Source organism: Roseomonas fluvialis (assembly GCF_022846615.1).
Classification (GTDB): domain Bacteria; phylum Pseudomonadota; class Alphaproteobacteria; order Acetobacterales; family Acetobacteraceae; genus Neoroseomonas; species Neoroseomonas fluvialis.
The window spans coordinates 614,395-638,662 of the sequence record NZ_AP025637.1; the positions used below are offsets into that span (position 1 = coordinate 614,395).

Consider the following 24,268-nt stretch of genomic DNA (forward strand, 5'->3'; position numbering starts at 1 on the left):
CCGTGACCACCGGCGAGATCGCGGTGACCGCCATCGGCTATGCAGCGGCCATCGCGACCATCATGGCGCAGCGCATGCGGACCATGATTCCGCTGCGCGTCGTGGCGATCGTGGCGAACCTGCTGTTCATCGCCTTCGGCGCGCTGGCACTGCTGTGGAACGTGCTGTTCCTGCACCTGGTGCTACTGCCACTGAACCTGCAGCGGCTGATCGAAATGCGCCGCTTGGTCGCGCGTGTGCGCGATGCCGCCGCGGGCGATTTCGTGGCCGACTGGCTGCGCCCCTTCACCCGGCGCATCGTGCTGCCGGCGGGCATGGTGCTGTTCCGCCGCGGCGATCCGGCGGAGACCGCGTATTACCTGCTGCGCGGCGCCTTCCGCTATGCCGAGACTGGCCGCGTGGTGGCGCCGGGCGGCTTCTTCGGCGACATCGCGATCTTCGCCGACGACCGGCGGCGCACCAACACCGGCATCTGCGAGACCGAGGTCGAGGCGCTGGAACTCAGCTACGACGAGCTGACGCAGCTGTATCTGCAGAATCCGCGCTTCGGCTTCTACTACGTGCGGCAGGTGGTGGGCAGCCTGCGGGAGCACATCACGCTGCTGGAGGCGGCGCGGGACGCAATCCGGGATCCCGACAACGAAAATGGCGCGGCCCCTGCGGACCGCGCCCTTCCCTGAAACGCCGCGGCGTTGGCCGGCTTACGCCGCCTTCGCCATCCCGCGCAGCACGTAGTGCAGGATGCCGCCGTTGCGATAGTACTCGACTTCGTCCGCGGTATCGACGCGGCACATCACCTGCGTCTTCACCTGCGTGCCGTCGGCGCGGGTGATCACCACGTCCATCATCATGCGGGGCGACAGCTTCTCCACGCCCAGGATGTCGATGGTCTCGTCGCCCTTCAGCCCCAGCGTCAGGCGGCTCTCGCCGTCCTTGAAGACCAGCGGCAGCACGCCCATGCCCACCAGGTTCGACCGGTGGATGCGCTCGAAGCTCTCCGCGATCACCGCCTTCACGCCCAGCAGGAAGGTCCCCTTCGCCGCCCAATCGCGCGACGAACCGGTGCCGTATTCCTTGCCGCCGATCACCACCAGCGGCACGCCTTCCTTCTTGTAGCGCATCGCCACCGTGTAGATCGGCGCCACGTCGCCCGACGGGTAATGCTTGGACACGCCGCCTTCGACACCCGGCACCATCTCGTTCCTGATGCGAATGTTGGCGAAGGTGCCGCGCATCATGACTTCATGGTTGCCGCGCCGCGCGCCGTAGGAGTTGAAGTCGTCCTGGCGCACCTGGTGTTCCAGCAGGTATTCACCCGCCGGCGACGCCTTGCGGATGTTGCCCGCCGGGGAGATGTGGTCGGTCGTGATGCTGTCGGCCAGCAGGGCCAGCAGCCGCGCGCCCTTCACGTCGCCGGTCGGCTTCGGGTCCATGGTCATGCCCTCGAAGTACGGAGGGTTTTGCACGTAGGTGGAACCGGAATTCCAGCGATAGGTGTCGCTGTCCGCATCGACGCGGATCGCCTGCCACTGCGCCGGGCCCTTGAACACGTCGCCGTAGCGTTCCTGGAACATCTCGCGCGTGACGACGGCGTGGACGGTGTCGTTCACCTCCTTCTGCGTCGGCCAGATGTCCTTGAGGTACACCGGCTGGCCATCGCGGCCCATGCCGATCGGTTCCTTGGTCAGGTCGCGGCGGATGGTGCCGGCCAGCGCGTACGCCACCACCAGCGGCGGGGAGGCCAGGTAGTTCGCGCGCACATTGGCATGCACGCGCCCTTCGAAGTTGCGGTTGCCCGAGAGCACCGACACGCCGACCAGCTTGTTGGTCTCGATCGCGTCCACGATCGGCTCGGGCAGCGGGCCGGAATTGCCGATGCAGGTGGTGCAGCCATAGCCGACGGTCTGGAAGCCCAGCGCATCGAGGTGCGGCGTCAGCCCCGCCTTGTTCAGGTAGTCCGTCACCACTTGCGAGCCCGGCGCGAGCGAGGTCTTGACCCACGGCTTCGTGGTCAGCCCCTTCTCATGCGCCTTCTTCGCCACCAGCCCCGCCGCCACCAGCACGTACGGGTTCGACGTATTGGTGCACGACGTGATCGCCGCGATCACCACGTCGCCATGGCCGAGGTCGTAGTTCGCCCCGGCCACCGGCACGCGCAGGTCGGCCTTCTCGCCCGGCACGCCCATGGTCCCGGCCGCGAGGTCCTTCAGGAACGCCGCGCCGGCATTGGACAGCGCCACGCGGTCCTGCGGACGCTTCGGCCCGGCCATGGACGGTTCCACCGTCGACAGGTCGAGCTCCAGCGTATCGGTGAAGACCGGGTCGGGGCTGTCCGCCTCGCGGAACATGCCCTGCGCCTTGGCGTATTCGCGCACCAGGTTGATGCGGTGCTGGTCGCGCCCGGACAGGCGCAGGTATTCCAGCGTGGTGTCATCGACCGGGAAGAAGCCGCAGGTCGCACCGTATTCGGGGGCCATGTTGCCGATGGTCGCGCGGTCGGCCAGCGGCAGGTGCGCCAGGCCCGGGCCGTAGAACTCGACGAACTTGCCGACCACGCCCTTCTTGCGGAGCATCTGCGTGACCGTCAGCACCAGGTCGGTGGCGGTCACACCCTCGCGCACCGACCCGGTCAGCTTGAAGCCGATCACGTCGGGAATGAGCATTGCGATCGGCTGGCCGAGCATCGCAGCCTCGGCCTCGATCCCGCCCACGCCCCAACCCAGCACGCCCAGGCCATTCACCATGGTGGTGTGGCTGTCGGTGCCGTAGCAGGAATCCGGGAAAGCGAAGACCTCGCCAGTGTCGGTCGCGGTCCATACGACCTGTGCCAGGTATTCCAGGTTCACCTGGTGGCAGATGCCCGTGCCCGGCGGCACAACGCGGAAATTGTTGAAGGCCTCCTGGCCCCAGCGGAGGAATTCATAGCGCTCGCCGTTGCGCTCGAATTCGACATCCACGTTCTTCTGCAGCGCGGCGGCGGACCCCGAGTAGTCCACCATCACCGAATGGTCGATGACCAGGTCCACCGGCACCAGCGGGTTCACCTTCCGCGGGTCGCCCTGCAGCTTCAGCAGCGCGTCGCGCATCGCGGCCAGGTCCACCACGGCGGGCACGCCGGTGAAGTCTTGCAGCAGAATGCGGGCGGGGCGGAACGGCACTTCCTTGGTGGAGCGGCCCGTCTGCACCCACTCGGCGATCTTCTTCGCGTCGTCGATGGTGTAGGAGCGCCCATCCTCGAAGCGCAGCACGTTCTCGAGCAGCACCTTGAGGCTGTAGGGCAGGCGGGTGACGTCGCCGATGCTCCTGGCGGCCTCGGGCAGGCTGAAGTAGTGATAGGTCTTGCCGTCCACGTTGAGCGTACGGCGGGTCTTCAGGCTGTCCTGCCCGATCATCCGCATGGTTGCGATGCCCTTCCTCGATGCAGGCGGCCTTCGCGGCCGCACAATCGGGCGGTTTTAAAGCATGGCGGCCGGCAGCGGTCCATGGATGGGGGGCGGATCTTGGCGGATGACGGCGCGGCGATCCTGGAAGCGCGCGACCTCGCCTGCCTGCGCGGCGACCGCGCCGTCTTCGCCGGCCTGTCCTTCGCGCTGGCCCCCGGGGAGGCGCTGCTGCTGACCGGCGCCAACGGCGCGGGGAAGTCCACCCTGTTGCGGATGCTGGCCGGGCTGCTGCCGCCCACCGAGGGCGCGGTGCTGTGGCGCGGCAACGACATCTCCGACGATGCCGCCGCGCATGCCCGGCGGATGCGCTACCTGTCCCACCAGGATGCGCTGAAGCCCGCGCTCACCGTCACCGAGAACCTGGAATTCTTCGCCCGCCTGCAGGGCGGCGCGGTTGGGCCGGCGTTGGCGGCCCTGGCGCTCGCACCGCTGGCCGACCTGCCGGCGCGGGTGCTCTCGTCCGGGCAGAAGCGGCGGCTGGCACTCGCGCGCCTCGCGCTGGCACCGGTGCCGCTGTGGCTGCTGGACGAACCGACCACAGGCGTGGATGCGGCCTCGGTCGAACGGCTGCGGCCGCTGCTGGCGGCGCATCGCGCGGCCGGCGGCGTCGTGGTGGCGGCCACGCATATCCCCTTGCCGCTCGATGACGCGCGGGACCTGCGGCTGTGAGGGCCTTCGCCGCGCTGCTGGGCCGCGAGATCCGCCTCGCGCTGCGCCACCCGGCCGATACGCTGGCCGCGGTGCTGTTCTTCGTGCTGGTCAGCGCGCTGTTCCCCTTCGGCGTCGGCCCTGCGCCCGAATTGCTGGCGCGGCTGGCCCCTGGTGCGCTGTTCGCCGCCGCCCTGCTGGCCGCGCTACTGCCGCTCGACCGCCTGTTCGGCGCGGATGCCGAGGACGGGACGCTCGACCAGTTGCTGCTGTCGGGGCTGCCGCGCGGCGGAATCGCGGCGGCGAAGGCGCTGGGGCACTGGATCACCACCGGGCTGCCGCTGTTGGCCGCGACTCCGGTGGCGGCCGCGCTGCTGAACCTGCCGGTCGAGGCCTGGGGCGCGGCTGTCGCGGCGCTGGCGCTGGCCACCGTGCTGCTGTCGCTGCTCGGCACCGTGGGCGCGGCGTTGACGCTGGGGGCTCGGCGGGGGTCGGTTCTGCTGCCGCTGCTGGTGCTGCCGCTGGCGATCCCGGCGGTGATCTTCGGCGCCGCGGCGATCGAGGCGGCGGCCTCGGGCCTGTCGCCGGCGCCGTTCCTGCTGTTGCTCGGCGCGGGCGTATCGCTGGCGATGCCGCTGGCGCCGATCGCGGCAGGGGCGGCGCTGGCGGCGGAGTAGGTCGGCGGCCTCCGCGCCGGGCGTTGGGATGTATCACAAAAATGTGAGCTTTGTCCCGTCGCGCTCGCGCCGTCGTGAATCGGTCCGGAGTCGCCCGGCGCCCCGCACGCACGGCGCGAGGCGGAAACGTTCCGCCCTTATGGCCAATGAACCATGATCTGGCATAAGTTGCGGGTGCGGCATGGCGGTTTGGACTCGCCTGTCGCAGGGCGTGTTGAAATCCGCGACGCGCGGCTGTCGGTAGATGCTCGGCGGCTGCAACTGTTGCGTGCAAAAAATTGGCATTTGCACCAGAAATTGCCCCATTTCAACGCAAACGTGAACGGCGTACTGATTTGCGGCGGGCTCGGGCTGCGCTAGGACTTCGCTCGTCTCATTTCCCAGGATTGTTCTCTAAAATATGTTTAATGTGGCGGCCTTCGCTCCTTCGCTCCGCGGCGCTGCCGCGCGGGTGGAGTCGCGCGGGTCAGCGGCGCGGCTGGCCCGGCGCCTCGCCGCCTTGCTGCGGGCGGGGCACGAGATCGACCTTCGCGACGCCGCCACCGCGGCACCGGCAGCGCAGCCTGGCGCTGATGCTCCCGCTGTCGGCCAACCGGCGCCGCAGTCGTCGCCGCGCGCGACCTGTGCGGCAGCGCGCGCGCCGCGCCAGCCGGCCCGGCGAAGCGCATCCTCCGCCTCCGCCGGGAAGCCTGGCCGACCAGGCCAACCGTCCGGGTCCATCGCGCTAGCGGCGCGCTTCATCCAAGCCGCGCCAACGTCTCGCTTCGAACCCTTCGCCCCGCCGCCGATGTGCGCGCGCGGTCGCCGCTTTTTCCATCCCATTCCGCCCGTGGCGCTGCCCGGCGCGATCGTCTTCGGAGGAGAGTGAGTATGTCCTGGTCTGCTGGCGGCCCGTCGACGGGCAACGATACGTTTGACGGCAGCAACACCCTCGGCGATTCGCCCGCCGGCGCGCAGGGCGGCAACGACTCCCTGGTCGGCAATGGCGGCAATGACTCGCTGCGCGGCGAGGCCGGCAACGACACCATCCTCGGCGGCGCCAGCAACGACACCCTGGTCGGCGGCACCGAGAACGACTGGATCGAGGGCGGCCTCGGCACCGACTCGATGGACGGCGGCACCGGTAACGACACCGTCTCCTACGCTAACGACACGGCCGGCGTGACGATCAATCTGAGTGCCGGCACGCCGCGCGCCTCGAGCGACAGTAATGGCGCAGGCAGCGATGCGCAGCCGGGCGGCAACACCACGCGCGACTACGTGCTGAACTTCGAGAACATCGTCGGCGGCAGCGGCGCTGACAGCCTGGTGGGCGACGAAGTCGCGAACTTTCTCGCGGGCAATGGTGGAGCCGATCGGCTCAATGGCGATGACGGCAGTGACACGCTCGACGGCGGCACCGGCAACGACACGCTGCTGGGCGGCGACGACAATGACCGTCTGATCGGCGGCGCCGACAATGACAGCCTCCTCGGCGAGGCCGGGAACGACACCCTCGATGGCGGCACCGGCAACGACGTGCTCCGCGGCGGCAACGGCCTGGACTCAATTGCGGGTGGTGACGGCGCGGACAGCCTGTTCGGCGATGGCGACGGAACCGAGGGGAACGAAGCCGACACGCTCGACGGCGGCGCCGGCAACGACACCATCGTGGGTGCCGGCGGCGGCGACAGCATCCTCGGCGGCGACGACAACGACAGAATCCTTGGCAATGGCGGCAACGATGTCCTGCGCGGCGGGGCGGGCACCGATCTGCTCGACGGCGGTGCGGGCAACGATACGCTGGAAGGCGGCGCGGGCGCCGACACCTTCGTCGCTAGCGGCGGCACCGACGAACTCTCCTACGCCACCGACACGGCCGGCGTCACCGTCGTGCTCGCGACCGGCGCCGCCTCGGGCGGCGATGCGCAGGGTGACAGCTTCGCGGGCAACACCTTCGAGAACCTGCGCGGCGGCTCGGGCAATGACAGCCTGACCGGCAGCACCACGTCCGACAACCAGATCTTCGGCGGCGCTGGCAACGACACCATCGTCACGAACCTCGGCGACAGCGCCTTCGGTGAGGCCGGCGACGACTCCATCTTCGGCAGCAGCGGCACCGAAACCGGTGACCGCGACTTCCTCGACGGCGGCGACGGCAACGACACGATCGCCGGCAACAACGGTATCGACACCATCCTCGGCGGCACCGGCAACGATCTGCTCTCCGGCGGGGCGACCAACGAGACGATCGACGGCGGCGCCGACGACGACACCATCCGCGCCTCGCTCGGCACCGACAGCCTGGTGGGTGGCGATGGTAACGACTGGATCGACTACACCGGCATCGCCAACGGGGTGAGCGTCAACCTCCAAACCGGCACGGCTACGGGCGGCGCCGGCACGGAGACCGTCTCGGGCTTCGAGAACGCGATCGGCGGTTCGGGCGCCGACACCATCCTCGGCACCACCGGGGCGAACAACCTGCAGGGCGGCGCGGGCACCGCGAATGACACGCTGGACGGCGGCGCCGGCAACGACACGCTGAACGGCGGCGGCGGCAATGACAGCCTGATCGGCGGCGCCGACATAGACACCGCGGACTACACCGGCGCCACGGGCGGCGTGGTGGTCACGCTCAACGACGCAGGCAACGGCACCGGGATCGGCACGGATGCGGGCTCCGACAGCCTGACCGGCATCGAGAACGTCACTGGCGGCGCCGGCGGCGACAACATCACCGGGTCGGCCGGCGGCGGCGACAACGTCTTCGACGGCGCAGGCGGCAACGACACGCTGACCGGCGGTGGCGGCAATGACACGCTGATCGGCGGCTCGGGCAGCGACTGGGCCTCCTACGCCGGTGCGACCGCGGGCGTGACCGTCGCCATCGACGGCAACGGCAATGGCTCCGCCACCGGCGGTGCGGGCAGCGACTCGCTGAACGGCGTCGAGAACATCCTCGGCAGTGCCAACAACGACAGCCTGGCCGGCGGCAGCGGCGATAACACCGTTGATGGCGGCGCCGGCAACGACACCGTCAGCGGCGGCGGCGGCACCGACAGCATCTTCGGCGGCGCCGGCAACGACAGCCTGTCCGGCGGCACCGGCGGCGAGACGCTGGACGGCGGCACCGACAACGACACCGTGGTGGGCTCGCTCGGCAATGACACGCTGATCGGCGGCGACGGGGTGGACTCGCTCGACTACAGCGGCTCCACGGATGCGGTGACGCTGAACCTGACCGGCAACTCCGCCATCGGCACGGGCATCGGCGCCGACTCGATCGTCGGCTTCGAGCAGGTCATCACCGGCAGCGGCGACGACAGCATCGTCGACAGCGGTGCGAACGAGACGATCAGTTCGGGCGCCGGCAACGACACGGTGCTGGCGGGTGCGGGCGAGGACAGCATCGACCTCGGCACCGGCGATGACAGCTTCAGCTGGCAGGACGGCGACGGGGACGACACGATCGTGCTCGGCGGCGGCAGCGACACGCTGGACCTGCAGGGCTGGACCGGCGGCAACGACGATCCCTGGACGACGGTCGAAGGTAGCGAGCCAGGCTCGACGCTGTTCATCAACAGCAATCCGGGCGGCGACGGGCCGGACACGCTGACCGTCTTCGGCTTCAACCCGAATGACGACGTCATCACCTGCTTCGCCGAGGGCACGCGCATCGCGACCGCCCGCGGGGAAGTGCCGGTCGAGCAACTGCGCGCCGGTGACCTGGTGGTGGCGGCCCATGGCGGCGCGCCGCTGCAGCCGCTGGTCTGGGTCGGCCGCACCGAGGTGAACGTGGCGCGCCAGCACAACAAGGCCGCGGCCGCACCGATCCTGATCAAGGCCGGTGCCCTGGCCGATGGCGTGCCCTTCCGCGACCTGCGCGTCAGCCCCGAGCACGCCATCTTCCTCGATGGTCGCCTGGTGCCGGCACGCCTGCTGGTGAATGGCACCTCGATCCTCCAGGAGCTCTGGGTCCGCCAGGTCACCTACTTCCACGTGGAACTGCAGAACCACGGCCTGGTGGTCAGCGAGGGCGCGGTGACCGAGACCTACTTCGACGACGGCAACCGCCATCTCTTCGACAACGCCAAGGTCGCGGCCCTGGTGGTGGATTTCGAGGCGATGCGCGGAAACGGCCGCTACGCGACGGCGGCCTGCGCGCCGGTGCTCGCGGGCGGCGATGTGGCGCTCGAGACCATCCGGGCGCGCCTCGCGGACCGCGCGGGGTCCCTTGCGACGGCCCGTCTGGCCTGATCCGGTCAGGCGGGGGGCCACGGTGCGCCGTGGCCCCCCGCCTGCGCCACCATACGGTCCCGGTCATCCATTTTCACGATCGCGTGATTTGTCTAAATTTTAGCCCACATTGCTCGTCTTGATTGCAGGTGAGATGTCCCGCGACTGGCCGGGTTCGCCACCAAGTCTTTCATAAACATCGGATTTTTCATCTGAAGCACCTGGTTGCGGGCGTCCTGCTCGGCGGAACGTTGGCTCGGGCCCGTGCGCTGCCGTTACGCAACGCTACCATTGGTCGCTGTCCCGAATCCGCGATCTGGCTAAAATCACGATCCTGGCAGCGTTCGCGTCACCTCCGACGTGGCCTGCCTGGACGGACGCCGCCACAGGGCGGCGCCGTGTCCACCTTCCCCCTAGAAGGACACGACGCCCATGGCAGAGATCGAACCGACCCCGTCCCCGGACGACGTGATCATCACGCTGCGCCCGGTTGCCGGTGGCTCGAGCACCATCGAGATCGATCGCCTGCGCGACGGTTCCTACCGCGCCACGCATCGTGCCGGCATGGGCACGCTGGAACTCTGCCGCACCGACGACCTCGAGCGCCTGCTGCGCCAGTTGAACGAGGCGCTGGTGACCGGCACCCAGTCCGGCTACGTGGCCGCGGTGCGCAACCTGCACGAAACCGAACTCTCGCGGGCTAGCTGACCGGCGACGGCGCTACTCCGCGCGCAGGGGGCGCGCCAGGAGCAGCGCCATCGCCTCCCGGACCGTGATCCGCTCGGCCACCAGATCGGCCACCGCCGCGCAGATCGGCAATTCGACACCCACCGTCCCTGCCCGCGCGACCAGCGCTGGCGCCGTCGTGACGCCCTCGGTCACGGCGGTGCGCGCGGCCAGCACCTCGGCCAGCGACTCGCCCCGGCCCAGCGCCAGGCCCAGCGACATGTTCCGGCTGCCCGGGCCCGCGCAGGTCAGCATCAGGTCGCCCAGCCCGGTCAGCCCGGCCGCCGTCTCGGCCCGTCCGCCCAACGCCACCGCCAGGCGCGACAACTCGGCCAGCCCGCGCGTCACCAGCGCGGCGCGCGCGTTCTCGCCCAGCCCGGCACCGATCACCGCACCGGCGGCGATCGCGATCACGTTCTTGGCCGCACCGCCGACCTCCGCCCCGACCGGGTCCTCGCCGCCATAGAGGCGGAACCCCGGCGAGCCGAGCAGCGCCACGGCGGAGTCGCGCAGCGCCGGGTCGGTTGCCGCCACCACCGCGGCGGCCGGCAGCCCGCGGGCCACCTCATGCGCGAAGTTCGGCCCCGACAGCACGCCGGCCGCAGCACCCGGCCGCACCGCGCCCAGCACCTCGAGCGGCAGGGCCAGGCTGCCGGCCTCGACGCCCTTGCAGCACAGCAGCAGCGGCACGGGCGCGGGCGGCAGGCTGGCGACCACGCCGCGCAGCGCCTGCGCAGGCACCACCAGCAGCGCCAGCGCCGCGCCGTGCAGCGCCTCGGCGGCATCGGCCGTGACGTCCACCGCCTCCGGCAGGGGCATGCCTGGCAGGTAGCGGCGATTCTCGCGCAGCGCGCCGATCTCGGCCGCGCGCCCCGCGTCACGCGCCCACAGCACGGCCGACCGGCCGGCACGCGCAGCCTGGATGGCGAGCGCCGTGCCCCAGGCACCGGCGCCGAGGATGGCGATGCGGGATGTCACTGCGGCATGCGGTCGGGGCGTGACGCCCGCGGTCTCCCTCGTGGTCCTGATGGCGTTGGCAGCCTCGGCGATGCAGCCGGCCCTGTCCACCGCGCCGGCGTGCGGCGGTGGCCCGGCCGGGCGTTCACTCCGGCGCCACGCGGCTGACCGCGACACCGGCGCCCGGTTCGGCGCCCAGCCGCGGCAGCAGCGCCTCGAGCACCACCTGCGCCGTTGCTTCGAAGCCGAAGGGCGGGTTCACCACCAGCAGTCCGCTGCCGTTCAGGCGGCGCGGGTCGGTCGGTTCGCGCAGCCACAGTTCGGCCGCCACCATGTCCCGTACGCCGGTCGCGCGCAGCGCGTCGTGGAAGTCGCGCACCGGTGCGCGATGCTTCACAGGATACCAGGCCGCCACGATGCCGGCGCGGAAGCGGCGATTCACCTCGGCGATGCCGGCCACCAAGCGGGCGAATTCCGCCTCCTGCTCGAAGGGCGGGTCGATCAGCACCAGGCCGCGCCGCTCGGGAAAGGGCGTCAGCGCGCGGAGCGCCTCCCAGGCGTCGCGCCTGTGCACCGCCACCTGGGGGTCGCGCGCGAACACCGCGCGCAGTGCGGCGTGGTCCTCCGGATGCAGTTCACAGCAGGCCAGCCGGTCGTCCGCCCGCAGGGCCGCGCGCACTAGAGCGGGGGATCCGGGGTAGCGCCCCGGAAACCCCTGGAGGCGCAGCGCCGTGACGAAGGGGGCGAGCGGCCCATCGGCGATATCCGCCAGACGCAGCGCCCCGCGCGCGGCCTCTCCGGTACGTGCGGCTTCATCGGCCGTGAGGTCGTACAACCCGCGCCCTGCATGCGTATCCAGCACCGCGAAGGGCGCCGGCTTGCGCCGCAGCGCGTCCATCAGTAGCAGCAGCAGCGCGTGCTTCAGGCAATCGGCGTGGTTGCCGGCGTGGAAGGCGTGGCGGTAGTTCATGCGGGCGCGGTCATCGCCCGGTACTGCGCTGCATGCAACCGCGTCATCCCGGCACGGCCAGCCTCAGTCGCCGCGCCGCCGGCGCAATGTGCACCTGGCGCCCCCAGCCGAAGGCGAGGCGGTCGGTCTCGATGCCATCGGCGAAGATCGTGCCGCCCTCATCCATTTCCGAGGTCACCAGCAGCGGCTCGCTTTCCAGCAGCCCGGCCACCAGGTCGGTGCCGGTCGCCGGCCCCGGCCAGGCTTCCCGCACCAGGAAGCCGAGCCGCGGCAGCGTCGGCGGCAGCTCCATCCGACGCCCGGTGGCGCGCAGGATGGAGGCCGCCCAGCCCGTCGCTCCCGTCCCGGTCGTGACGATCAAGCCGGAGGAGGATTGCCTCTCCCGCGCGCCATTCGCCGCGATCGTGTAGCGCGCCGACTGGTGGCTGCGATGACCGACGAAGATCTCGTTGAGCGCCAGCAGGCTTTCGCCGTCATCCATCCGCGCCTCGGCCATCACGCGCTGTTCCAGCGGGATGGCGCCCGCCGCCGCCGCGCGCAGCGCGTCGGCCGCGTCGCGCGCCGCGAAGCGCACCAGCACCCCGGCATTTCGGCCGGGCTGCGGGTTCACCCCGATCACCACCTGACCATCGAGATACTTCGCGACATTCGCCACCAGCCCGTCCGGGCCGACGGCGAGCACGATGTCCTCCGGCCCGAAGACGAAGCGCTCGACCTCCGCCCGACTGATGCCGGCCTGGCGCCAGTCGGGCGGGATGGCGGCGCGGACCTGGCGCACCACCTCGGCGAAGTCGCGATGCGCCGCCTCGACGTCATCGATCGAGAGGCCGCGCCGCTCCAGCACGAAGCGCGCGGAAGCGAGGCTCGGATGGCTGGCGCGGACGCGGTCGAGTTCGGTCTCGCGCCGCACCAGCACCGCGCGGGGGCTGAGCAGGGCCATCGCCGCCTCCCACTCACGACCCGCGCGGCGCGGCCATCGCGCCGGCCAGGGCGCCGCCGAGTTGCGCCACCAGGTCGGGGCCGAGGTTGAGCGTGCCGATCCGCGCGGCACCCAGGCCATGGCGCAGCGCCTCGGCAATCACCACCACCTCGGGCATGCCGGCCGCGATCTCGGCGCGGGCGCGCTCGCCGACCAGGCGGGCCTCGTCCAGCGCGCGCGTGGCGTCCGCCTCGGCCGCGGCCTCGATGGCGCGGGCGCGAGCAGCGGCAGCGGCGGCGATCTCTTGCGTGTCGGCGGCGGATGTCGCGGCGATCCGGCTCGCTTCGGCGGCGGCCTCGGCGCGGGCACGCTCGTTATCGCGTTCGCGGGCGATCAGCGCGGCGCGTTCCTCCTCGAGCCGGATGCGGGCGCGGGTCTCGTTCTGCGCGATCGCCGCCTCCTTCTCCACCGCGGCGGCGCGCCGCGCGAAGGTGGCCTCGTCCGCACCCTGCTGAAGCCGTTCGATGGTTGGCTGGCGCAGCGCGCGGACCAGTTCCGGGGAGGGGGTGAGGTTGGCGAGCCGCACCCCTGCCAACTCGACGCCGATGGCGGCCAGCCGGGTGGTCTGGACCAGGTCCTGCGCCACCGCGTCGTGCAGCGCGCCGACGCCCTCGGCCAGCACGGCGGCGATGTCGCGCGCCGCAACGAAGCGTTCGACCGCCACGCGCAGCAGGCCGTCGATCAGCGATTCCACCTGTGCGACGGGTTCCGCGTTGTGCAGCCCGGTCATCGGGTCGATCGAGAAGTCGATGCGGTCGGCCAGCAGCAGCGGCTCGGCGGCGCGCCAGGTGGCGATGCCCTGGACGCTGACCTGCTGGAAGTCCCGCGTGGCGGCCGAGAGCGCGATGACGTGGTCGCGGTCGTCCGCCGGCACCTCGACCAGCGAGGTTGCGCCGCGTGTGGCGTACCAGGCGGCGATGCCGCGGCCCGACTGCACCAGGGTCCCGCCGCGATGCACGGCCAGGAACGCGGAGGCTTCGGCGCGAACCAGGGCATAGGGACCGAAGCGGCGGATGGTGGCCATGGGGGCCTCCTGCGGTCTGTGGCCCGGCGGGTCTGCCGTGCCGATGGCAGGAAGATAGAATTGCAATTCACAAAATGCAAATTGAAAAATGCGAATTGCATGGCGTGGCGCGCGCCGCCATGCTCGCTCCGCCATGGCCGGCCCCGAGAAGCGCCCCATCGTCACCGTCGACACCGTGCTGTTCACGCTGCGCGACGGCGCGCTGGCGACGCTGCTGCAGCCCCGCGCCAAGCCGCCCCATGCCGGGCGGCTCGCCCTGGTCGGTGGCTATGTGCGGCCCGACCAGGACAGCGGCACCCTGGCGGCGGCCACGCGCATCCTGGCCGAGAAGACCGGCCTGACCGGCCTGTTCCTGGAACAGCTCATGAGCTTTGCCGGGCCGGACCGCGACCCGCGCGGCTGGTCGCTCTCGGTCGCGCATTATGCGCTTGTGCCGGAAGCAGCGCTGGCGCGCGCCGCGCCCGACATCGCGGTGCTGACGGTCGGGGAGGTCCCGCCGCTGCCCTTCGACCACGACGCCATCCTGGCCGCCGCGCTGGCGCGCCTGCGCGGCAAATCCGCCTGGTCCACCCTGCCGGCGTTCCTGCTGCCGGAGACCTTCACGCTGCCGATGCTGAAATCGGTCTACGAGACAGTGATGGGCGAACCGCTCAACGACAGCGCCTTCCGCCGCAAGATCAACGAGCTGCGCATCATCGAGGAACTGCCCGATGCCCGCAGCCCGGCCACGGCGGAACGGCGGCGCCCGGCGCAACTGTACCGACTGTCGCAGCGCGCCTTGGTCGCGTTCGACAGGGTGATCTAGCGCAGACCCCGATCAGCCGGACCCATTCGATCGGGTTGCGATGCGCGCGAACGCAAGCGGCCGGAGGCCTCGGCTCGAACCAAGGCGGCTCTAGCCGCGCGCCAGTTCGGCCAGTGGCCAGCGCGGCCGCGGCGCGTGGTCCAGCCCGTCGGTCAGCCCCGCGCGCAGCCGCTCGATGCCCGCCCAGGCCACCATCACCGCATTGTCCGTGCACAGCCGCAGTGGCGGCGCCAGCATCGGCACCCCGGCCTGCGCCGCTGCACCGGCCAGCGCGGCGCGCACTGCCTGGTTCGCCGCCACGCCGCCGGCCACCACCAAGGCTGTCGCCCCCGGCATCATCGCCAGCGCATGCCGTGCGCGGTCCGCCAGCACCGCTGCGACGGACGCCTGGAACGAAGCCGCGACATCCGCATGCCGTGCACCCTGCGTCACCGCCCGCGCCACCGCGGTCTTCAAACCGCTGAAGGAGAAATCGCAGCCCGGCCGCCCGAACAGCGGCCGGGGCAGCGCCACCGCGCGCGCATCGCCGGTCGCCGCCAGCCGCTCCAGATGCGGCCCGCCTGGCCAGGGCAGGCCCATCAGCTTGGCCGCCTTGTCGAAGGCCTCGCCCACCGCATCGTCCAGCGTGGTGCCGAGCCGCCGATACCGCCCCAGCCCCTCCACCGCCACGCATTGGCAATGACCGCCCGAGACCAGCAGCAGCAGGTACGCGAAGGCCGGCGCGCCTTCGGGCAGCAACCCCGGCAGCCGTGCCGTCAGCGCATGCGCCTCCAGGTGGTTCACCGCCACGAAGGGCAACCCGCGCGCGATCGCGACACCCTTGCCAAAGCCGCTGCCCACGATCAGCCCGCCGATCAGCCCGGGGCCGGAGGTCGCGGCTACGGCGCCGAGGTCGCCATACCCGACCCCCGCCCGCGCCATCACGCGCTCCGCCAGCCCCGGCAGCGCCGCCAGGTGCGCGCGTGCCGCGATCTCCGGCACCACGCCGCCGAAGGTCGCGTGCTCGGCCTCCTGCGACAGCACGCCCTCGGCCAGGATGGTGCCGTCGGGTGCCAGCACCGCGGCCGCCGTCTCGTCGCAGCTGCTCTCGAGCCCCAGTACCGGCCCTCGCAGCGTGATCGTAGCTTCCGCACCCATGGCCGGGGTTCTATGACAGAGGCATGTCCCTTGCCCATCCCGCCGCGCCGCGCCGTTCCCTTCCGCTCCGCGTCGGCACCCGTGCCTCCCCGCTGGCGCTGTGGCAGACGCGCGACTTCCTGGCCCGCATCACCCGGTTCTGCCCGGTGCTGCGCGACGCCAATGCCTTCGAGGAACAGCGCATCGAGACCTCGGGCGACAAGATCCAGGATCGCCTGCTGGCCGAAATCGGCGGCAAGGGCCTGTTCGCCAAGGAAATCCACGAGGCCCTTCTCGATCGCCGCGTCGATTTCGCGGTGCATTCGCTCAAGGACCTCGAGACCGAGATGCCGCCCGGCATCGTGCTGGCCTGCACGCTGAAGCGCGAGGATGCGCGCGACTGCCTGCTGCCTGGCCCCGCGCTGCCCGCCGCCGACCCTTCCGACCCCTTCGCCGCGCTGCCGCGCGGGTCCGTCATCGGCACATCCTCGGTGCGCCGCCAGTCGCAGCTGTTGCACCGCCGCCCCGACCTGAACGTGGTCATGTTTCGCGGCAACGTGCAGACGCGCCTGCGCAAGCTGGCGGAAGGCGAGGCCGCCGCCACGCTGCTGGCGCTGGCCGGGCTGCGTCGGATGGAACTCGACCCCCCGGGCAGTGTCGCGATCGACGCCGAGATCATGGTCCCCGCCGCCGGCCAGGGCATCGTCGGCGTGACGGTGCGTGCCGACGACACGGAACTGCACGAATTGCTGGCCGCCATCGAGGATCCCGAGGCGCGCGCCGTCTCCTCCGCCGAGCGCGCGCTGCTCGCTGCGCTGGATGGCTCCTGCCGCACGCCGATCGGCGGCCATGCCCGGATGCTCGAAAATGGGCGCCTGCGCCTGACCGGACTGGTGGCGCGTGCCGACGGATCCTTCCTGCTGCGCCGCACCGAGGAAGGCGACGCTAAGGACGCGATCCGCCTGGGCGATGAGCTCGGCCAGGCGCTGCGGCGCGACAGCCCGGCGGACCTGTTTGCCTAGGCCCGCCGCCGCGCCGGCCGCGTGCCGCCGTGGCGGGTGCGCGCGGGCACCGGCCGGATCGCCGCGACAGTCCCAGCCCGCAGTCGGTGCGCCGCACGACCATGACGGACGGCGCGCGATGACACCACCCGTGCCCAGGCCGGGCAGCAGGTGATGCCTGGTCGCGCCGTCCTCGTCACGCGGCCTGCGCCCGGCGATGCCGAGACCGCGGCGGCGCTCGTCGCGCTCGGCTGGCAGCCGGTGCTCGCGCCCGCGCTGGTGCTGCGCGACAGCCCGCCCGCCGCGCTGCCGCAAGCCCAGGCCCTGCTGCTCGCCAGCCGCGCTGCCGCGCGCGCCCTGCCGCCGACGCCGCTGCCCGTGCTGGCGGTCGGCGAGGGCACCGCGGCCGAAGCACGCGCCCGCGGCTTCGCCCATGTCACGGCCGCCGAGGGCGATGCCGCGGCCCTCGCCACGCTGGCCGCCGCGCGGCTCGACCCGGCCGCCGGGCCGCTGCTGCTCGCGGTCGGGCGCGGCTATGGCGCCGACCTGGCCGCGGCGCTGCGGGCGCGGGGCTTCCGCGTCATCCGCCGCGTCGTCTATGCCGCCGCACCCGCCACCGCGCTGCCCGATCCAGCCCGCGCCGCGATCACCGAGGGGCGCGTGGCCGCCATGCTGGTCACCTCGCCACGCGGCGCGCGCATCACCGCCACGCTGCTGCGCCGGGCCGGTCTCGCTGACGCCACCCGGGCGATGCGCGCGCTGGTGCTCAGCCCCCGCATCGCGGAGGCCCTTAAGCCGCTGCGCTTCGCTGCCGTCGAGATGCCGGCGCGGCCCGACCCGACGCTGCTGCCCGCGCTGCTCGGTGCGCCACCGGCTTGAACCGCGGCGGCTGGCGCCAGCGGGCGTGCCGGTTGCTATACCTCCCGCCGCTGATGCACGAGGACGGGCATGACCGACTCACCCACGCCGCCGCCACCACCCCGCCGCCTGCTGGACCCCGCCGCGATTCCGCTCGCCGCGGGCGGGGCGGTGCTGGTGGTGGCCGCGGCCTGGCTGTGGCTCACGCCGCGCCCGGCGCCGCGGCCGAATCCGACGGCGGCGGCGGTGGCCGCGCTGGAAGCGCGCATCGCCACGCTGGAATCGCTCCCCGCGCGCGTCGCCGCCGCCGAGCAGCGCCGCATCCCGGACCTCGCGCCTGTCGAACAGCGCATCGCCGCCATCGAGTCGCGCCCACCCATCGACCTCGCGCCGATCGAGGCGCGCATCGCCGCCCTGCCGCCGCCGCCCGACCTGCGCCCGCTGGCCGAACGCCTTGAAGCACTGGCCGCGCAGATCGCCGCGGTCGAGGCGCGCCCGGTGCTGGACCCGCAGGCCTATGCGCCGCGCGCCGCGGCCGAGGGGCTGTCCACGCGTGCCGAACGCCTGTCGGAACGGCTCGACGCCATCGCCGCGCGGCAGCAGGCCGCCGACGCGGAGGGCATCCGCCGGGTCGAGGACCTCGCTCGCAGCCTCGCCGAGCGCCTGGCCGCGGCGGAACGTGCCGAGGGCGAACGCCTCGCCGCCGCCGCCGGCACGCTGGAACAGCGCGTGACGGGCGCGGAATCGGCGCTGGTCGCGCGGATCGCGGCACTCGAAGCCGCACAGGCGCGTATCGCGGCGCTGGAGGCCCGTGCGGCACGGCTCGCGGCACTCGATACGCTGCGCCAGAAGCTCGATGCCGGGCAGGCGCTCGGTCCGGCGCTGGTCGCCTTCCCCAGCGCCCCGCCGGCGCTGGTGCGCTTCGCCGAAGCCGCGCCACCCACCGAACCGGCGCTGCGCCTGTCCTTCGAGGACGCCGCACGTGCCGCGCGGGCGGCCAGCGAGGCCTCGCGCGACGGCCAGGGCGTGCTGGATTCCGCGGTGACGCGCCTGTCGGGCCTGGTCACGGTGCGCCGCGGGCAGGAAGTTGTCTGGGGCGATGCCGCCGCGGCGGAGATCGAACGCGCACGCCGCGCGCTCGATGCCGGGGACCTCGACGGCGCGCTGGCGCGGCTGACCCGCCTGCCGGCCCAGGCGCAGGAGGCGATGCGCCCCTGGGCCGAGCAGGCGCGCGCGCTGTCCGCCGCGCGCGCCGCCCTCGCCGTGCTCGGCAACGGCTGAACGGATGCGTCGGGCACTTCTTCTGCTGGCGGGCCTCGCCGCGGTCACGGCACTCGCGCTGTGGCTCGCGCGTGTGGGAGGCACCGTCGAGATCGAGGTCGGCGAGACCTGGATCGGCATCACCTTCCCGATCGCGGTGATGGGGCTCGCGCTCGTGTTCGTCGTGGTGCAGGCCTTCCTCGGTGGGCTGCGCTGGATGGCCGAGATGCCGCGCCGGCAGCGCGCCGCGCGCCGCGCGCAGCGCCGTGCCGACGGCGATGCCGCCGTGACGCGCGCGCTGGTGGCACTCGCCGCCGGCACCGCCGAGACCGCGCGCACCGAGGTGCGCCGCGCCCGCGTGCTACTGGGCGACACGCCCCAGACGCTGCTGCTGGCCGCCGAGGCCGAGCGCCTGGCCGGGCGCGAGGACGCCGCCGCCATCGCCTTCAAGGCGCTGACCGAACGGCCGGAGGCGCGTTTTCTCGGTCTTCGCGGGCTGCTGCGCCAGGCGATGCAGCGCCAGGACTGGGCAGCGGCGCAGCGCCTCGCGAAGGAAGCGGAAGCCGCGCAGCCGGGTGCCGCCTGGCTGCGCGAGGAACGCCAGGTGCTGGCGCTGCGCATGCAGGATTGGCGCGAGGCGCTCGCACTCGCCGTGCCCGACGGCCCGCGCGCCGCACTGGCCCTGGCGGCCTCCCTGCAGGAGGAAGACCCCGCGCGCGCCGCGGAATTCGAGAAGCAGGCCTTCGCAGCCGACGCCGCCTTCGCGCCGGGTGCGCTGGCCCATGCGAAGAGGCTCGGCGAGGCGGGCGGCGGGCGACGGGCGCGCAGCGTGCTGGAACAGGCCTGGGTGGCCGCGCCGCACCCCGATATCGGCGCTGCCTGGCTGGCCGGCGAGAAGGACCGCCTGGCACGCGTGAAGGCAGTCGAGGACCTTGTGCACCGCAATCGCGAACATCCGGAAAGCCGCCTGCTGATGGCGCGCGCGGCGATCGATGCCGGGCTGACCGGGCGCGCGCGGACCGAACTCGATGCGCTGGTGGCGGCCCGCAGCGCCGACCGCCGTGCCTTCCTGATGCTGGCGGAACTCGAGGAGGTCGAGCACGGCGACACTGCCGATGCGCGCGCGGCGCAGGCGAAGTGGCTGCGGGCGGCGGCGAATGCGCAGGGCGCGCCGCGCTGGCGCTGCGGCGCTTGCGGGGTGGAGCATGCGGCCTGGAAGCCGGACTGCACGGCCTGCGGCACCGTCGGGCGGATCGCCTGGGCGACGACGGGGTAGAGCAGATCCCAACCAGATGGAATCAGTTGGTCGGGTGAAGATGCTCGCGAAAACAATGGGCTAGAGTCGTTACAGTGACCCAGGGCGAACGAAAACGGCTCTAGCGTCGGCGACGTCGCCGCTCGCCTCGGATCGCGGCCGTGCCCGTAGGCATGCATCTGTACCCGATCGGAGGACGTCCTCCGACCGGGACCTGCTCTACAGGTCGAAGAAAGGCGTCTCGTTCTCGCCGCGCAGGCGGATGTCAAAGCGGAAGCAGCGCACGCCCTTCTCGCGCCGCGCGGGTTCGGCGACCAGCAGCGGGCGCAGCGCGGTCGGCACCGCCGCCATGACCGGATCCTGCGCGGTGTCGGAGCCGGGGAAGAAGACCGTCGTCAGCACGCGGCGCATCAGCCCGGCACCCATCACCGTGATGTTGGCGTGCGGCGCGCGCGCGCCCGTCGCGTCGGTGAAGCCGCCCGGGATGATGGTGCGGAAGGCGTAGTGCCCCTCGGCATCGGTGAAGGTGCGGCCCCAGCCCAGGAAGGAAGGGTCGGCATTGAAGCGTCCCGCCGCATCGGCCTGCCACATCTCCAGGATGGCGTTGACGCAGGGCACGCCGCCCACGCGCGTGACCGTGCCGCGCAGGATGATGGCCTCGCCTTGCGTGGTCGGCGTGGCATCGGCGCTGATGCGCGTGAGGTCGTTGTCGGCCGGGCCGATGAAGCCGCGCGGGAAGAAGGGGCCGATGGTCTGCTGGGACGTCGGCAGCATCTCAGCCCTCCGGCGTCGCGAAGCGGCCGCGCAGCACGATGTCGTGCACGAAGCCGAGGTGGACGGACCCAACCGAGGACGGCGGCAGCATCCGCGCCACCATACGTTCGCGCGCCGCTGGATCGGGGATGGATTGCAGGATGCGGTCGATCTCGTTCAGCGGGTCGCCGGGGAAATACATCTGCGTCACCAGGCGCGACAGGCAGGACGGGCCGAAGACCGAGAAATGAAGGTGCGGCGGGCGCCACCAGGTTTCCTGCACCGGCACGGCATAGGCGCCTGGCTTCACGGTGAAGAACGCGTAGCGCCCATCGGCGTCGCTGCGGATGCGGCCATGGCCTTCGAAGTTGGGGTCGAGCGGCGCGGCGCTGGTGTCGATGGCATGCGCGTAGCGGCCGGCGGCGTTCGCCTGCCACAGTTCCACGATGGCGCCCGCGACGGGGCGGCCGTCCTCGTCGAGGATACGACCGGAAATCTCCATGAGCTGGCCGATTGCAGGCCGGCCCTTGGTGCGTTCGGCGAGGTTCGCTTCGCCATCCGGCAGCTTGTGGTGCAGCGCCGTGGGTGCCGCGGCTTCGGTCGCGCCCGCGGCACGCGGGAAGGGTGCGCGTGCCGGCGTATGCGTCCAGGTGTTCGGGTAGCCGGGCACCGGTACCACAGGTTCGATGCCTGGCGGCCAGGGGGTGTCGGGCATGGCGGCGTCCTTCACGATGCGGCGCGATCGGCGTCGAGGCGAGCGAGGATATCCGGCATCCGGTCGGCGGCTTGCTGCTGCAGCGCGTCGAACAGACTGTTGCCATGGGCGTCGATGCCGACGGTCAGCGGCCCAAGTCCTTCCACGGCCAGCCTCACCAGACGGTAGTGCGCGACCAGGTCGGGATACGCCACTTCGCGCACTGCCTTGATCGCCGCGGAATGCAGCGGCGCGCCGCCGCCCAGGAAGGACAGGTAGACGCAGCCCACCTCGCGCATCGCCTCCACGCAGCCGGCGTCCAGCCCGCCCTTGCCGCCCACCGCGGTCAAGCCGAAGTGGCGGATCAGCCGCGGCATCAGCGGGTTGAATCGCGTGCTGGTGGTCGGGTTCATGTAAAGGATCTCGAGCCCGCCATCGGCGGTATCCTGGCTGTAGGATCCGAGGTGGAACAGCGATCCGCCGTCCAGCGCGATGGGCGGGTCGCGCGCTTCTTCGGCGCAGGCGACCAGGCGCTGCACGGTGGGCAGGCCCGCGGTGATGACGATCTCGCCATCCGCCAGGATCATGTCGCCGGCGCGCAGCCTGCGGGCGTCGTCGCGCGTGAGCGGGAAGCGCAGCGTTCGGATGTCAGCAGGGCGCGGCCGATTCAGACCAGCGGTGCCCTGCTTCTGGTCTTGGGGTGCGCTCATTCCATGCGCTCCACGCTGCCGTCGTTGTGGATGCGCGCGCGCGTGCGGCGGTTGATCCAGCAGTTGAAGCACACCGCGACCGGCGTGTAGCCATGGCCGGACGCGTAATCGACATGCACCGCCAGCGCTGTGGTATCGCCCCCCGTGCCCATCGGGCCGAAGCCGGTCGCATTCACCGCGCGCAGCAGGCGCGCTTCCATCGACGCCAGCATGGGTTCGGGGTTGGTGGTGCCGATGGCGCGCATCGTCGCCTTGGAGGCGATGCGCGCCGCCACATCGAAACTGCCGCCGATGCCCACGCCGATGATGACCGGCGGGCAATGCTGCGACCCCGCCTGCATCACCACCTTCATCACGTATTCCTCGATCTGCGCGAGGGTGGGGAAGGAGAAGGTCTCCAGCGCCGCCCAGCGGCCCGAACCGAGCGCCTTGGGCTGGCACAAAATCTCCACCCAATCTGCGCCGCCGGCGACATCCCAGGTCACCAGCGGCATGTCGCGGCCCTTGTGGCCGCGTTCGTTGGTCAGCGGGTTCGTCACGTGCTTGAGCAAAGGCGGGCTGATGCGTTCCACCAATGCGTCGAAGCCGTCGCTGATGGCGGCCTTGATGTCGCCGTCGAGGCGCGCCGCGGTGCCGATGGTGACGTGATAGACCGGCACGCCGGCATCGGAGCAGACGAAGCGGTCCTCGGCCTCGGCCTTGCGGGCGCTGCCCAGCATCATGCGAAGCACCTGGCGCGCACCATCCTGCGTCTCGGTCGCCAGCGCGGCTTCGAGCCCGCCCAGCGTATCCGGCGGCACGCGTCGTAGCGACCAGTCGTAGAGCTGCGCCGAGAGCGCCTTCACGGCGTCATAGGTGATCGGCATCCGTGTGGCCGTTCCTTCCTCCCTGGACGTGCGCGACGCCCGCGCTAAAGTCATACATATGACCTAATGAAACAAGGGGGATGCGTTGGGGAAGATGAAGCTGCACTGGTCGCCGCGGTCGCCCTTCGTGCGGAAGGTGATGGTCGCCGCACATGAACTCGGTGTCGTGGATCGCATCACCACCGTCCGTACCGTTGTCGCGATGGACAAGGTCGCGCCGGAGCTGCTGCCGGACAATCCGCTCGGCAAGATCCCGACGCTGGTGCTGGAGGACGGCACGGTGCTGTACGACAGCGCGGTCATCATCGAATACCTCGACAGCCTGGGTGGCGGCGGGCGGATGGTCCCGGCGGCGGGGCCGGCGCGCTTCACCGAATTGCGGCGCCATGCCCTGGCGACCGGCTTCCTCGACCTGCTGATCCTGTGGCGCAGCGAACGCGCGAAGGAGGCACCGCCGGCAGCGCTGCTGGAGGCCTTCGCGACCAAGGCCGATTCCGCGCTGCGCGCCATCGATGCCGAGATCGACGCTATCGCCGCGACACCCGTCGGCATCGCGCAGATCACTTTCGCCATCGCCGGCGACTACATGGATTTCCGCTTCGCCGACCTCGGCTGGCGCGACCGCGCGCCGCGCTTCGCCGCCTGGCAGGCGCGCTTCCGCGAACGCCCGTCGATGCTGGCCACGCCGGTGGTGGATGGCTGAGATGCCGCGCATCCCGCTGCCATCGACGCGCGACGACCTGGACAGCGACGCGCAGCGGGAGGTCTGGGACCGCGTCGTCTCCGGCCCGCGCGGGCGGGTGGTGGGGCCGCTGCGCGCGGCGATCCATGCGCCGGACCTCGCGCGCGCCTGGTCGGCGCTGGGGGAGTCGCTGCGCTTCGGCACGTCGCTCGGCAAGCGAATGTCGGAACTCGCCATCATCGTGACCGGGCGGCGCTGGTCGGCGCAGGTGGAATGGACGGTCCACGCGCAGGCCGCCGCCGATGCCGGCTTGGAAGCCGACATCATCGCCGCCATCCGTGACGGCGCGCCACCGCGCTTCACCCAGCCCGACGACGCGCTGGTCTATGACTACGCCCGCCTGCTGCTGCGCGACGGCACCGTGCCCGCCACGTTGCACGCGCAGGTGACGGGGCGCTTCGGCGTCAAGGGCGTGGTCGAGCTGACGGCGCTGGTCGGCTACTACTCGATGGTCGCGATGACGCTGAACGCGCACGAGATTCCCTTGCCCGACAATGCTACGCCGCAACTGAGCGCGCCGCAGGAAGGATTGTTCGACCAGCCGCCCCCAGCCTGAACCAACGATA

23 protein-coding genes are annotated in these 24,268 nt (G+C 71.7%); 13 read left to right on the forward strand and 10 right to left on the reverse strand.

The genetic code is table 11. From position 1 onward, the window contains the following. Positions 1-2 precede the first annotated feature (2 nt). Positions 3-680 carry a Crp/Fnr family transcriptional regulator gene (locus MWM08_RS03030; RefSeq protein WP_244457998.1) on the forward strand — a complete coding sequence of 226 codons (678 nt, stop codon included), beginning with the start codon at positions 3-5 and terminating at the stop codon, positions 678-680. 21 nt (positions 681-701) lie between these two features. Here MWM08_RS03030 and acnA read toward each other — a convergent pair whose 3' ends face one another. Further along, positions 702-3,398: an aconitate hydratase AcnA gene (gene acnA / locus MWM08_RS03035; RefSeq protein ID WP_244457999.1), complete on the reverse strand. Its 2,697-nt coding sequence runs from the start codon at positions 3,396-3,398 to the stop codon at positions 702-704. A gap of 102 nt (positions 3,399-3,500) precedes the next feature. On the opposite strand from acnA, the gene ccmA reads away from it, so the two are divergent. From ccmA to MWM08_RS03060, 5 genes are all read left to right on the forward strand, one after another. Then, positions 3,501-4,112, forward strand: a complete 612-nt coding sequence (ccmA, locus tag MWM08_RS03040; RefSeq protein WP_244458000.1) for a heme ABC exporter ATP-binding protein CcmA — start codon at positions 3,501-3,503, stop codon at positions 4,110-4,112. Further along, positions 4,109-4,768, forward strand: a complete 660-nt coding sequence (ccmB, locus tag MWM08_RS03045; RefSeq protein ID WP_244458001.1) for a heme exporter protein CcmB — start codon at positions 4,109-4,111, stop codon at positions 4,766-4,768. The genes ccmA and ccmB overlap by 4 nt, the downstream gene beginning before the upstream one ends. Positions 4,769-4,921: 153 nt before the next feature. Next, positions 4,922-5,128 (forward strand): hypothetical protein, encoded by a 207-nt coding sequence (locus MWM08_RS03050; protein WP_244458002.1) that lies wholly within the window; start codon positions 4,922-4,924, stop codon positions 5,126-5,128. Between the two features lie 429 nt (positions 5,129-5,557). Beyond that, positions 5,558-9,007 carry a Hint domain-containing protein gene (locus MWM08_RS03055; protein WP_244458003.1) on the forward strand — a complete coding sequence of 1,150 codons (3,450 nt, stop codon included), beginning with the start codon at positions 5,558-5,560 and terminating at the stop codon, positions 9,005-9,007. Positions 9,008-9,418: 411 nt separating this feature from the next. After that, positions 9,419-9,694, forward strand: a complete 276-nt coding sequence (locus MWM08_RS03060; protein ID WP_244458004.1) for a hypothetical protein — start codon at positions 9,419-9,421, stop codon at positions 9,692-9,694. Between the two features lie 12 nt (positions 9,695-9,706). On the opposite strand, the gene MWM08_RS03065 is transcribed toward MWM08_RS03060, so the two are convergent. From MWM08_RS03065 to MWM08_RS03080, 4 genes are all read right to left on the reverse strand, one after another. After that, positions 9,707-10,690 carry an NAD(P)H-dependent glycerol-3-phosphate dehydrogenase gene (locus tag MWM08_RS03065; RefSeq protein WP_244458005.1) on the reverse strand — a complete coding sequence of 328 codons (984 nt, stop codon included), beginning with the start codon at positions 10,688-10,690 and terminating at the stop codon, positions 9,707-9,709. 124 nt (positions 10,691-10,814) lie between these two features. Beyond that, positions 10,815-11,639 carry a 23S rRNA (adenine(2030)-N(6))-methyltransferase RlmJ gene (locus MWM08_RS03070; protein WP_244458006.1) on the reverse strand — a complete coding sequence of 275 codons (825 nt, stop codon included), beginning with the start codon at positions 11,637-11,639 and terminating at the stop codon, positions 10,815-10,817. A gap of 43 nt (positions 11,640-11,682) precedes the next feature. After that, a complete protein-coding gene (locus MWM08_RS03075; protein WP_244458007.1) occupies positions 11,683-12,579 on the reverse strand; it encodes a diacylglycerol kinase catalytic domain-containing protein in 897 nt (298 codons plus the stop codon). A 13-nt stretch (positions 12,580-12,592) separates the two neighbouring features. Next, positions 12,593-13,642 (reverse strand): SPFH domain-containing protein, encoded by a 1,050-nt coding sequence (locus MWM08_RS03080; protein ID WP_244458008.1) that lies wholly within the window; start codon positions 13,640-13,642, stop codon positions 12,593-12,595. A 133-nt stretch (positions 13,643-13,775) separates the two neighbouring features. Here MWM08_RS03080 and MWM08_RS03085 point away from each other — a divergent pair, with 133 nt between their 5' ends. Further along, the gene (locus MWM08_RS03085; RefSeq protein WP_244458009.1) at positions 13,776-14,447 is read left to right on the forward strand and encodes an NUDIX hydrolase; all 672 of its coding nucleotides are present in this window, start codon (positions 13,776-13,778) and stop codon (positions 14,445-14,447) included. Between the two features lie 90 nt (positions 14,448-14,537). Here MWM08_RS03085 and tsaD read toward each other — a convergent pair whose 3' ends face one another. Further along, the gene (tsaD, locus tag MWM08_RS03090; protein WP_244458010.1) at positions 14,538-15,584 is read right to left on the reverse strand and encodes a tRNA (adenosine(37)-N6)-threonylcarbamoyltransferase complex transferase subunit TsaD; all 1,047 of its coding nucleotides are present in this window, start codon (positions 15,582-15,584) and stop codon (positions 14,538-14,540) included. A 23-nt stretch (positions 15,585-15,607) separates the two neighbouring features. On the opposite strand from tsaD, the gene hemC reads away from it, so the two are divergent. From hemC to MWM08_RS03110, 4 genes are all read left to right on the forward strand, one after another. Continuing rightward, positions 15,608-16,585, forward strand: coding sequence for a hydroxymethylbilane synthase (gene hemC, locus MWM08_RS03095; protein WP_244458011.1), 978 nt, complete (start codon positions 15,608-15,610; stop codon positions 16,583-16,585). Between the two features lie 153 nt (positions 16,586-16,738). Then, positions 16,739-17,443, forward strand: a complete 705-nt coding sequence (locus MWM08_RS03100; protein ID WP_244458012.1) for a uroporphyrinogen-III synthase — start codon at positions 16,739-16,741, stop codon at positions 17,441-17,443. A gap of 69 nt (positions 17,444-17,512) precedes the next feature. Beyond that, positions 17,513-18,703, forward strand: a complete 1,191-nt coding sequence (locus MWM08_RS03105) for a hypothetical protein (RefSeq protein ID WP_244458013.1) — start codon at positions 17,513-17,515, stop codon at positions 18,701-18,703. 4 nt (positions 18,704-18,707) lie between these two features. Next, positions 18,708-19,958, forward strand: a complete 1,251-nt coding sequence (locus tag MWM08_RS03110) for a heme biosynthesis HemY N-terminal domain-containing protein (RefSeq protein ID WP_244458014.1) — start codon at positions 18,708-18,710, stop codon at positions 19,956-19,958. A gap of 198 nt (positions 19,959-20,156) precedes the next feature. On the opposite strand, the gene pcaG is transcribed toward MWM08_RS03110, so the two are convergent. The 4 genes from pcaG to MWM08_RS03130 are packed head-to-tail and all read right to left on the reverse strand — an operon-like array spanning position 20,157 to position 22,960. After that, entirely contained in the window at positions 20,157-20,711 is a 555-nt protein-coding gene (gene pcaG, locus MWM08_RS03115; protein WP_244458015.1) for a protocatechuate 3,4-dioxygenase subunit alpha, read from the reverse strand. Between the two features lies 1 nt (position 20,712). Continuing rightward, positions 20,713-21,405, reverse strand: coding sequence for a dioxygenase family protein (locus tag MWM08_RS03120; RefSeq protein WP_244458016.1), 693 nt, complete (start codon positions 21,403-21,405; stop codon positions 20,713-20,715). An 11-nt stretch (positions 21,406-21,416) separates the two neighbouring features. After that, the gene (locus MWM08_RS03125) at positions 21,417-22,094 is read right to left on the reverse strand and encodes a fumarate hydratase C-terminal domain-containing protein (RefSeq protein ID WP_244458017.1); all 678 of its coding nucleotides are present in this window, start codon (positions 22,092-22,094) and stop codon (positions 21,417-21,419) included. Continuing rightward, positions 22,091-22,960 (reverse strand): fumarate hydratase, encoded by an 870-nt coding sequence (locus tag MWM08_RS03130; RefSeq protein ID WP_244458018.1) that lies wholly within the window; start codon positions 22,958-22,960, stop codon positions 22,091-22,093. Before MWM08_RS03130 ends, MWM08_RS03125 begins: the two co-directional genes overlap by 4 nt. Before the next feature lie 94 nt (positions 22,961-23,054). On the opposite strand from MWM08_RS03130, the gene MWM08_RS03135 reads away from it, so the two are divergent. Together MWM08_RS03135 and MWM08_RS03140 are read left to right on the forward strand one after the other, a co-directional pair. Then, a complete protein-coding gene (locus MWM08_RS03135) occupies positions 23,055-23,663 on the forward strand; it encodes a glutathione S-transferase family protein (RefSeq protein ID WP_244458019.1) in 609 nt (202 codons plus the stop codon). A gap of 1 nt (position 23,664) precedes the next feature. Beyond that, positions 23,665-24,258, forward strand: a complete 594-nt coding sequence (locus MWM08_RS03140; protein ID WP_244458020.1) for a carboxymuconolactone decarboxylase family protein — start codon at positions 23,665-23,667, stop codon at positions 24,256-24,258. Positions 24,259-24,268: the final 10 nt, after the last annotated feature.